This window comes from Pseudomonas sp. SMV71, from assembly GCF_052042015.1.
Classification (GTDB): Bacteria; Pseudomonadota; Gammaproteobacteria; order Pseudomonadales; family Pseudomonadaceae; genus Aquipseudomonas.
In genome coordinates this window covers 100,489-109,443 of the sequence record NZ_JBKGGU010000010.1, presented here as the reverse complement: position 1 = coordinate 109,443, position 8,955 = coordinate 100,489, and the positions used below count along the sequence as shown (strand labels likewise).

The 8,955-nt window shown below is 56.1% G+C and carries 11 protein-coding genes; 7 read left to right on the top strand and 4 right to left on the bottom strand.

Features of this window, described 5'->3' with window-relative positions:
• Positions 1-281 precede the first annotated feature (281 nt).
• Positions 282-1,136: a TIGR03915 family putative DNA repair protein gene (locus tag ACLEJQ_RS12475; protein ID WP_440795334.1), complete on the bottom strand. Its 855-nt coding sequence runs from the start codon at positions 1,134-1,136 to the stop codon at positions 282-284.
• The gene (locus ACLEJQ_RS12470; RefSeq protein WP_440795332.1) at positions 1,127-2,347 is read right to left on the bottom strand and encodes a putative DNA modification/repair radical SAM protein; all 1,221 of its coding nucleotides are present in this window, start codon (positions 2,345-2,347) and stop codon (positions 1,127-1,129) included. The genes ACLEJQ_RS12475 and ACLEJQ_RS12470 overlap by 10 nt, the downstream gene beginning before the upstream one ends.
• A gap of 142 nt (positions 2,348-2,489) precedes the next feature.
• Here ACLEJQ_RS12470 and ACLEJQ_RS12465 point away from each other — a divergent pair, with 142 nt between their 5' ends.
• The 5 genes from ACLEJQ_RS12465 to ACLEJQ_RS12445 all read left to right on the top strand — a co-directional run bounded on the left by ACLEJQ_RS12465 (position 2,490) and on the right by ACLEJQ_RS12445 (position 4,858).
• Complete coding sequence (locus tag ACLEJQ_RS12465) at positions 2,490-2,660, top strand: YhfG family protein (RefSeq protein WP_440795330.1); 171 nt, start codon at positions 2,490-2,492, stop codon at positions 2,658-2,660.
• Positions 2,660-3,259, top strand: coding sequence for a putative adenosine monophosphate-protein transferase Fic (locus tag ACLEJQ_RS12460; RefSeq protein WP_440795328.1), 600 nt, complete (start codon positions 2,660-2,662; stop codon positions 3,257-3,259). Before ACLEJQ_RS12465 ends, ACLEJQ_RS12460 begins: the two co-directional genes overlap by 1 nt.
• A 351-nt stretch (positions 3,260-3,610) precedes the next feature.
• Positions 3,611-3,826 (top strand): hypothetical protein, encoded by a 216-nt coding sequence (locus ACLEJQ_RS12455; protein ID WP_440795326.1) that lies wholly within the window; start codon positions 3,611-3,613, stop codon positions 3,824-3,826.
• Between the two features lie 119 nt (positions 3,827-3,945).
• A complete protein-coding gene (locus ACLEJQ_RS12450) occupies positions 3,946-4,422 on the top strand; it encodes a hypothetical protein (RefSeq protein WP_440795324.1) in 477 nt (158 codons plus the stop codon).
• 145 nt (positions 4,423-4,567) lie between these two features.
• The gene (locus tag ACLEJQ_RS12445) at positions 4,568-4,858 is read left to right on the top strand and encodes a hypothetical protein (RefSeq protein WP_440795322.1); all 291 of its coding nucleotides are present in this window, start codon (positions 4,568-4,570) and stop codon (positions 4,856-4,858) included.
• Between the two features lie 765 nt (positions 4,859-5,623).
• Here the strand turns inward: ACLEJQ_RS12445 and umuC are convergent.
• The gene (gene umuC / locus ACLEJQ_RS12440; protein ID WP_440795320.1) at positions 5,624-6,901 is read right to left on the bottom strand and encodes a translesion error-prone DNA polymerase V subunit UmuC; all 1,278 of its coding nucleotides are present in this window, start codon (positions 6,899-6,901) and stop codon (positions 5,624-5,626) included.
• Positions 6,894-7,319, bottom strand: coding sequence for a LexA family protein (locus ACLEJQ_RS12435; RefSeq protein WP_014338712.1), 426 nt, complete (start codon positions 7,317-7,319; stop codon positions 6,894-6,896). The genes umuC and ACLEJQ_RS12435 overlap by 8 nt, the downstream gene beginning before the upstream one ends.
• A gap of 97 nt (positions 7,320-7,416) precedes the next feature.
• On the opposite strand from ACLEJQ_RS12435, the gene ACLEJQ_RS12430 reads away from it, so the two are divergent.
• Together ACLEJQ_RS12430 and ACLEJQ_RS12425 are read left to right on the top strand one after the other, a co-directional pair.
• A complete protein-coding gene (locus ACLEJQ_RS12430) occupies positions 7,417-8,112 on the top strand; it encodes an SOS response-associated peptidase family protein (RefSeq protein WP_440795317.1) in 696 nt (231 codons plus the stop codon).
• A 26-nt stretch (positions 8,113-8,138) separates the two neighbouring features.
• Positions 8,139-8,954 (top strand): hypothetical protein, encoded by an 816-nt coding sequence (locus ACLEJQ_RS12425; protein WP_440795316.1) that lies wholly within the window; start codon positions 8,139-8,141, stop codon positions 8,952-8,954.
• The last annotated feature ends 1 nt before the right edge of the window (position 8,955 follow it).

Sequence of the window (8,955 nt, the reverse complement as noted above, 5' to 3'; positions counted from 1 at the left end):
TGGGAAACTCGCTCGGTAGTCACAACGCGCCAACTTGATGGGTAAACAGGCTCAAAGCATACCAAGGTATCAATGTGCCACCAACCGCAGGCGCTCAACGGTCGTGCCTTTGACTTGCCGCCTAGTTCGTTGGAGTCACACGTCTGCGAGCAGAGCCAGGCAACCCGTTAAGGCCACCGCTTCCCTTAGGACAAGTCGGCCCGGAGCCAAACCCCGCAAAGCTAAGGCATCGCTATAAGCCTAGAAGCTCTACTGACCAGCGAGCGAGGCAACTACCACCGTCAGCGCCTCGCGCCCACCGCCCCCGCAGCGATCCGCTTACCCACCTTCTCCCCCACCTCCAACGCCTGCCCATCGCGCTGTTTACCCTGCCGCGCTTGCCCCACCAACCGAGGAATCAAGTCCCCCTCCGGCAAGTGCTGCCAGAACCTTCCGGGCATGTGCTGGCGCAGCGCCTGGGGGTTGAGCCGCGCCGGGTTGAAGATGTGTGTGTAATAGGTGCGCCACAGCTCGGCGCCGGGGTCTTCGGCGTGGCGTGCCCACTGCCGCCACTGTTCAGGGCATTGGCGCTGATAGTCCAGCGATTGACCATCGAACCGGATGCCGTCGCGAGGCGTTGCGATCAGCCAGCGTTGCTTGCCCAATCGCTCGGCAAAATGGCCACTCGCGCTTTCGAGGATGTCATGGGCCGGTTCATGAAAGGACACCAGGTCCAGTTCCAAGTGCTCGGCGACTTCCGGGGGCAAGGGAATGAACCGCACGAAGGCATGCAGGTGGTGGGCCTCGCGACTGACTTGCTTGATGCGACGCTGCAGCTCACTGCCCAGGCGGTCGCCAGCGAGCATGGCGGTGCGATCGCCATGGGCTACGCGCCAGAGTACTTCGTACAACAGGCTCCAGCGCTGCTCGCCCTGGTAACGGCCGGCCTGTTCAAGCTGCGCCAGCAACGTTGCCGGGACCCGCGTGCGGAACGGCCCCGGGCCTTGGGGCAATGGCGTCGGCACCGCCAGCAGGTCGGTCATGGGGCCTTGGGCCCAGGTCACATCACCGGGGTCGATGCCATGCCCCAGCAACGTCCGCGCCTGGTCGCGCCAGGTAGGGAAATGGTCGTTACAATCCAGTGCGATCACCCCCACAACCCCATCTGCTGGGGCCGCTGGGGTTCGCGCAACCGTGCCCTGAGCAGGCCGCTGCGCATCTGGGCGTCGGCGGGTCGATAGTCGCTGGTCACAATGAACGGCCGGGCCTTTTCCAGTACGCAACGCAGCTGCACCAGATCGTCATAGCGGACCCGCCGCTCCCTGCGCAGGGCCACCAGGCGTTGCACGCTGCGCAGGCCGATCCCCGGAATCCGCGCCAGCAATGCAGGTTCGGCGCGGTTCACGTCCAGTGGGAACACCTCACGATTGGCCAGCGCCCAGGCCAGCTTGGGATCGATGTCCAGGTCCAGGTTGCCGGTTCCCTTCAGGAGCTCACCTGCTTTGTAGCCGTAGCCGCGCATGAGGAAATCGGCCTGGTACAAGCGGTGCTCGCGCAATAACGGCGGCGCCGCCAATGGCACGCTGGCGGGGCTGTCGGGAATGGGACTGAATGCCGAGTAGTAGACCCGCCGCAGGCCATACCCCTGGTAGAGCGACTCGGCGTTGCTCAGGATGGCGTGGTCGTCGGTGGTATCAGCCCCGACGATCACCTGGGTGCTCTGCCCGGCCGGAGCGAATCGAGGCGCCCGTGGCTCGCCGGCGATGGCCTGTTGTCCCAACTGGATGGTGCCCATCGCCTGACGGATCGTCATCAACTGTTTTTCCGGCGCAAGACGCTTGAGACTGGCCTCGGAAGACAATTCGATATTCACGCTCAAGCGATCAGCCAGCCGCCCCGCCTCCTCGATCAGCAGCGGATCCGCATCCGGAATGGTCTTGAGATGGATATAACCACGGAACTGGTGTTCTTCGCGCAGCAAACGCGCCACCCGTACCAATTGCTCCATGGTGTAATCGGCTGAACGAATGATGCCAGAGCTCAGGAACAAGCCACTGATGCAGTTGCGTCGGTAGAAATCCAAGGTCAGCCGCACCACCTCTTCCGGTGTGAAGCGCGCCCTCGGCACATTGCTCGAACGGCGGTTGACGCAATACTGGCAATCGTACAGACAGAAATTGGTCAACAATACCTTAAGCAACGAGACGCAGCGCCCATCGGGCGTGTAGCTGTGGCAGATGCCCATGCCGTCCGTAGCACCGAGCCCGTCACGCCCCCGGGAACTGCGCTTGGGCGCGCCACTGCTGGCGCAGGAAGCGTCATACTTGGCGGCGTCGGCTAGAATGCCGAGCTTGGCGATGAGCTGCATGGAAGCGGATCCTTATACTGTATATGCACACAGTATTTTGTGCCGCCGCGCGATGCAAGCACCATTGGTCAATTCGGCGTACGGACCGATGAGGTCAGATGGGCTATAATCCGCCCAATCACGCGATTTAAGGTTCAGCCCCATGGGTACTATCAGCCTTGAAACCAAAAAGGCCTACGCGGCCAGAACCCGTCGATCCAATTATGCAGCCAGCCTGCGCCTGGAAGGCTTCAAAGTCACCTTTGCCGACGGCGAACGAAAATTGCCGACCCGCGAAGAAGTCCTGAAGACCTTCACCCAGCCCAGAACCTGATGCCCGACAAATATGGAGTCGGCGAAGACGCCTATTGCTATCCCAGCTCCACAGTCCTTCGCAACAAACTCGATATCCGCGACGAACCCACGTTAAGCGAAGCCGAACAACAACTGTCGGCCATCGCCGCGGCTAGCGTTGAATTCAACCCGCCCCCTTACAGCCTGACTTACTTGCAGGACATCCATCGGCAACTGTTCTCGGACTTGTATGAATGGGCCGGAGAACTGCGGACCGTCGGAATGGCCAAACAAGACACACGCTTTTGCCAACCTCAATACATGGAGGCAGAGGCCAGCAAGATCTTCGCAAATATGGCGGCGGCCAACTGGTTCGAGGAAATGAGCCGGGCCGAGCTGATCGTTGCCGTTTCCGAGGCCTATTCCGATATCAACGTCGTCCACCCCTTCCGCGAAGGAAACGGCCGCGCCCAGCGCATTCTTTTTGAACACCTGATCATGAATGCAGGGTTTGAAATCAGTTGGTGGGGTATTGAGAAGACGGAATGGATTTTCGCGAACATTGCGGCCTATAACTGCGTGATGGAGCCGATGGAGCAGGTTTTTGAGAAATGCATAGGCCAGATGATCCAGCCGTGAGGTAACAGAACCGTATAAAGGTAACCCCCTTGAAGGTCGCGTCCCGCCCGGAACGACATCTCTGCGCCAGGCGCCTCATCCCTGATAAACTGCCGGCCACCGCCTCGCTGATCCAGATGCCCCCAATGCCCCAACAAACCGCCCCGCTGTCCCGTCGATTTTCCGTTGCACCCATGATGGATTGGAACTACTAACTCTACAGGCCTTTATATACGTACCCTGTAGCGAACCATAAAAAGCCCCGTACCACTTCTGTACCACTCCCCTGCAAAGGACGGTAGCTCTTCGCACGTATCGGCTCCGCGAATATCCGCTGCTATGCTTCAGGCTTTAGGAACCAGGGCGATATTGATGGCGAGCGAATACTCACTAGCGGATGTGCTGGAAAGGATGTATGAGAACCAACTGGCGTTAGAGGCGGCATTAATGGAGGTGGTGTTATGGACAGAAGAGCATGGCGAATTGACGACTGGTAGAAACGTCCGTGGCGCCCTTCAAACGCTTGGTGAGAATGCAGGCCACATTAAACAAGGCTTAGCCAAGCTGAAGAAGCAGGATCGCCCATAAATAAATTTACGCCAATGCAGCCAGTTTGATAGGGCGTCTCCGGAGTCCATGATGTCCAATTCCCCCAACGGCCCCGCACCAAGCGATGCCGGCCGCAGAATCAAAAATTGAGTCCTTCTATGAACAACATGAGCCTTCCTCCTCTAGTCGGTGAAACCCGCGATGGCAAACTCACTTGGCAGCGCCTCGATAACTTGAATTACGAGTTAATCGGTTATTTTTTGTCCTGCCATCTCATCATTGAGCACTACCTTGATGAGTATCTGAAGTCACAATACCCCAAGCTGGACTGGGATTCCTCTAGGCAGTCGTTTGGGCAGAAAGTCTCGCTTCTTGCTACAGATGGTTATCCAGAGAAGTACCACTCCATTCCCGCTATCAAGCATATGAACAACCTTCGGAATAAGCTCAGTCACAATATCGACTTCAAAATAGGTAGTGTGGAGTTGCTTCCGCTCTCTCAATACTTGAAGAAAGCCTGCGGGCCGGAGTACGTGGAATCAACCCAACCTAAAGAAATTCTAGAGTTATTCACTTCACTGGTATGCGTTTGGTTTGCCTCTAGAATCAGCTTTAATGCCAATAGCACACAGTGAGCGAGACGCCGTTTATGTTCAATGGCCCCCACATCAAGGCCCGCTCCGGCGGGCTTTTTTGCGCTTGGCGGAAACCAGACCTCGGGAGCCTGATCTACCATTACCCATTGATAATGGCTGACCATGAGCGCTAAGGACGAGAGACGTGTCGCTACCCATCACCGCACGGCAGATGAATGCGCTCAGGGCGCTGCAGCGCAAGGACCCAGATCTGGGCGAGCTGGCCACCGCCATCGCGCTGGCCTTCGATGCCACGATGATTGAGAACCCGCAAATGGCGCGCTTGATCCTGGAGAACACCTGGCGGCGCATGGTCGCTAAAGAACCTGGCAGTCATGAAGCAATGGTTCAGCACCTGGAGACCTTCGAGAAGTTGAATTGCCTGACACGGGTGCAGGTCAGCGACTTTATCGTTCGAGTCAGAAGGCACGCTTGATGTTGCGCCATGGTACTGATCGCTAATGCCCGTCGCCCGATTCCAGCATCCCATGTAAACGTAAATATCTGACGCTGTGTGGGTAGTGTGGGCGCGTGAACGCAACGGTCTTGAGTACTGCGCAATGCCGCACGCGGCTTCCAAGGCAGCCCGCCCTAGGCACCTTTCACGTTTTCATGTTGACCCACGGGAAAGAGGTTAGGAGGGTTAGTTTTTTTCAGAACGCCTTGAAGGCCTTGTTTGTTATGGCTTTTCGAGCGGTTGGCAAGGTTAGCTTTTGGGTTAGGTCTGGTTATTTCCTAACCTTTAGTAGCGTTAAATATTCAATATATTAATTTCTTTAAAAACAACATCTTACGGATTACTAACCCTTGACCTAACCTAACCTAACCCATCAAAGTTAGGTCTCAAGCCCAACAAACACGGGCCTTCCAAGTCACAACACCCCCCTCAAAAAAAAACTAACCTTTTTCCCGAGGCATCTACTGACTTCAGTTGTGTGGGCGTGCTATGAGCGTTGCCAAAAACCTCCACCTTCGCAGGATTCCGCAGGTTTTCTGCTCCCTCTAAACGCCAAGCAAGCCCCCAGCCTACGCCGTCGAGAGTGCTACGCAGGTGCGCAGAAAAAACGACCTATTTAGCCCGCAGGCGAGGTGGGGGGACGACGGCGCGCGCCAGGTTTGAAGCACGCCACTGCCCGCCGAATGAGCACCATTTCGGGGCGAAAAAAAGCCGCCTCGGCGGGCGGCTCATGGGGTCACCAGGTCATCGACACGACACCTGCCACAGCTGGTCCAGCCTGGTCGTGTAGCTCTGGCTCATCATCTCCCGACGCATGCCCCAGTCAGGGTTGACGGGCACGCTGGCTGATCGGAGTGTCCCTCTACCCCATCGCCCGTTGATCTGATCCAGCACCGCCATCAGCTTCGTGGCGTCGCCAGGTTGAGAGGCAGCAAACAGGTCGTCGGTGTACTCCCCCTGCTGACAGAGGTTCATCAGCAGCACCTCAGCCTTGCTGTACTTGAAGCCTGGCCGGAACACTCGGTCGAGCGCATCCACTGCTGCCTTGGTGAGCAGCCGCACGTCGTCGGTGGGGTACGGCAGGTCAACCAACACGCCGTTGGCATACTTCGCCTCCTCCGGGTTGAACATGCCCGTGCGGATGCTGACGCGGATCTTCTTGCATAGCGACTGCTGTGCCCTGAGTTTCTCCGAAGCCCGCATCATGTACGTGGCTACCGCCTCCTTGATGGGAGCCAATTCCGTGAGCCGCTTACCAAACATCCGGCTACAACAGATCTCCTGCTTCGGCGGGTCTGGCTCATCCAGCTCCAGGCACGGCGTGCCGGCCAGCTCCCGGGCTGTCTTCTCGATAACCACGCTGAACTTCTTGCGTAGCGTCCACGGGTCGGCCTTCGCCAGGTCCATCGCGGTCCTGATCCCCATAGTGTCCAAATGAAGTTTCATCTTGCGACCGACGCCCCAGACCTCGGACACGTCGGTGTTGCGCAGAACCCAGTCACGCTTGAATGGATCGCAGATATCGACCACGCCGCCGGTTTCCACCTGAAGCCGTTTGGCGGTGTGGTTTGCCAGCTTTGCCAGGGTTTTGGTATGGGCGATCCCTACCCCGACCGGAATGCCGGTGCAGCGCAGTACCTGGCTGCGGACCTTCCGCCCGAGGGCATCCCGCCCGTCGATGCCGGTCATGTCGGCGAAGGCTTCGTCGATGCTGTAGACCTCAACGGCAGGCACCATTGATTCAATGAGTGTCATGACCCGCTCGCTCATGTCCCCATAGAGCGCGTAATTCGAGGAGAACGGGACGATGCCGTGCTTATGCAGTTTGTGCTTAATCTGGAAATACGGCTCGCCCATCTTCACATAGGGCTTCGCGTCGTAACTGCGGGCGATCACGCAGCCGTCGTTGTTGCTCAACACCACGATGGGCACGCGGGCCAGGTCGGGTCGAAACACGCGCTCGCAACTGGCATAGAAGCTGTTGCAGTCGATCAGGGCGAAAACTGGCTGGGGTTTAGACATGGCTGCGCACGCTGCACGTGATGACGCCCCAGATGACCAGCTCGTCTCCCTCGAGCACGTACCTCGGTGGATACTTTGGGTTCTCCGACAGGAGAATCACCTCCCTGCCACGAATGCAGAGCCGCTTGCATACGGGCTCGTTATTCAGCAGCGCCACGACGATGTGCCCGTGCGCAGGCTCAAGAGCACGGTCCACGACGGCGAGGTCGCCCTCAAAAATGCCAGCGCCTTGCATGCTCTCCCCCGCGATGGACACCAGGTACACATGCGGGGCGCGAATGTTCAGAACCTCATCCAATGAGATGTGCGCTTCGATGTGGTCCGCCGCCGGAGATGGAAAGCCGGCGGGCACTCGAAACGAACACAAGGGCAGCTTCAAGCCACCCTCGGCAATAGGGCCTAAAATTGAAAAGCTCATGACGCACGCTCTAGAATACTGTACGAACATACAGTTAACTTTGTACAAGGTTGGCGGTCAATTTTGTATAGGAAAAATCTGACAGGCGGGACAACCCATGTGCGGGAGATTCGTGCAGTACGAGGGGATGGCAGTGTTTATGGAGGAGCTAGGGCCACAGCTCCCGTTATTCAGTGGTTTCGATGCGATACCGATCAACCGGTACAACATCGCCCCGACCACTCGCGTACAGATCCTGCACACCAGCGATGCCGGCCTTCACATCACCCCAGTCAGGTGGGGCTGGTCGCCATTTTGGGCAAAGGGAAAACGCCCCGATCCCATCAATGCGAGGGTTGAAACCGTCACGACGGGGAAGTTTTTCAAACAGCTGTGGCCGAACGGACGTGCTCTGGTTCCAAGCGAGGGCTGGTATGAGTGGGTCAAGGATCCCAACGACCCGAAGAAAAAACAGCCTTATTTCGTCCGCCTGAAAACCCAGAAGCCAATGTTTTTCGGCGCACTTGCACAGGCTCAACCTGGGCTTAATGACCAAGATGGTGATGGATTCGTTATCATCACCGCTGCCAGCGACCAAGGAATGGTTGATATCCATGATCGTAGGCCACTGGTACTGTCTCCGGAGCACGCACGAGAATGGCTTACGCAGGATCTTGAACCAAGTCGTGCGAACGAAATAGCAAAGCAATGTTGCCGGCCTGCTGAGGATTTCGAATGGTATGCCGTTAGCAAAAACGTAGGAAGCGTGAAAAACCAAGGCGCAGAGCTAATAAAGCCGCACGAAGGCTGTTAGAAATCCAAGATAAAAACGGACGCATCATGCAATCAAAAAAAATAACCTTAATCGTAAACATAATATTGCTAATTGCTGGTCTTGTTTGCATTGCTGTAGGTTGCTTTAAGCTCATCACCAACGAAGTAGCATTAGCAACCACTGGCTTAGGGGCCGGACTAGTCTTTCTTTTCTCGGCAACGATTGAACGATTTGAATCTTTAAAAGGCATGAGCCTTGAAGTCACCACAAGAAAATTAGATGATAAAATCCACGAAGCCAGTGAAGCTGTAAAAGAATTAAAACAATTAGCTGAGATCTCCGGCCATACGCTTTCGCTTCTGGCCGCCCGTGTTGGCCGGTGGGGAGGATCTTTCACATTTGAAGAAAGTTACCGTCTGGCGCAGCAGGTTCGAGACAACCTTACAAGTTTGAAATGTGAAAAAAGCACAATTACCCATGCATTGAGCCCATGGGTAACTATTGTCATTGCTGATTTGGGCCGCAAATTATTAGAACCTGTGACCGAAGAACTGAATACACTTGAGCAGCAGCTACGAAGGGACAGGGACAAACTACCTTCACCGATAAAAGCTGATGATCCAGAATATTTAGCATTAGTTCAAAGAATGAACGCATTGTCTGCGCACCTGCACCCGGGCTGCGATGTGAGCAAGCTAGATAGCGATAAGACAATGGCAGCCATTGAAATGTATGTATCTTCCGCACCAGAACTAGACACAACAGCCAAATTAAAACATTTAAATAACATTACTCAATGGTCATCAGAAGTCGATTTTCTACTCAAGCAAAGCGACGTAAAGAATCCAAGCTTATGGATTGAAGCCCTAAAGAAATATTAAC

Bases quoted from the DNA above. Each gene is read 5' to 3' on its own strand.
- ACLEJQ_RS12425 (WP_440795316.1), top strand. From the start codon at position 8,139: ATGCAATCAAAAAAAATAACCTTAATCGTAAACATAATATTGCTAATT.
- ACLEJQ_RS12435 (WP_014338712.1), bottom strand. From the start codon at position 7,319: ATGAGCTTTTCAATTTTAGGCCCTATTGCCGAGGGTGGCTTGAAGCTG.
- ACLEJQ_RS12450 (WP_440795324.1), top strand. From the start codon at position 3,946: ATGAACAACATGAGCCTTCCTCCTCTAGTCGGTGAAACCCGCGATGGC.
- ACLEJQ_RS12465 (WP_440795330.1), top strand. From the start codon at position 2,490: ATGGGTACTATCAGCCTTGAAACCAAAAAGGCCTACGCGGCCAGAACC.
- ACLEJQ_RS12455 (WP_440795326.1), top strand. From the start codon at position 3,611: ATGGCGAGCGAATACTCACTAGCGGATGTGCTGGAAAGGATGTATGAG.
- ACLEJQ_RS12470 (WP_440795332.1), bottom strand. From the start codon at position 2,347: ATGCAGCTCATCGCCAAGCTCGGCATTCTAGCCGACGCCGCCAAGTAT.
- ACLEJQ_RS12430 (WP_440795317.1), top strand. From the start codon at position 7,417: ATGTGCGGGAGATTCGTGCAGTACGAGGGGATGGCAGTGTTTATGGAG.
- ACLEJQ_RS12460 (WP_440795328.1), top strand. From the start codon at position 2,660: ATGCCCGACAAATATGGAGTCGGCGAAGACGCCTATTGCTATCCCAGC.
- umuC (WP_440795320.1), bottom strand. From the start codon at position 6,901: ATGTCTAAACCCCAGCCAGTTTTCGCCCTGATCGACTGCAACAGCTTC.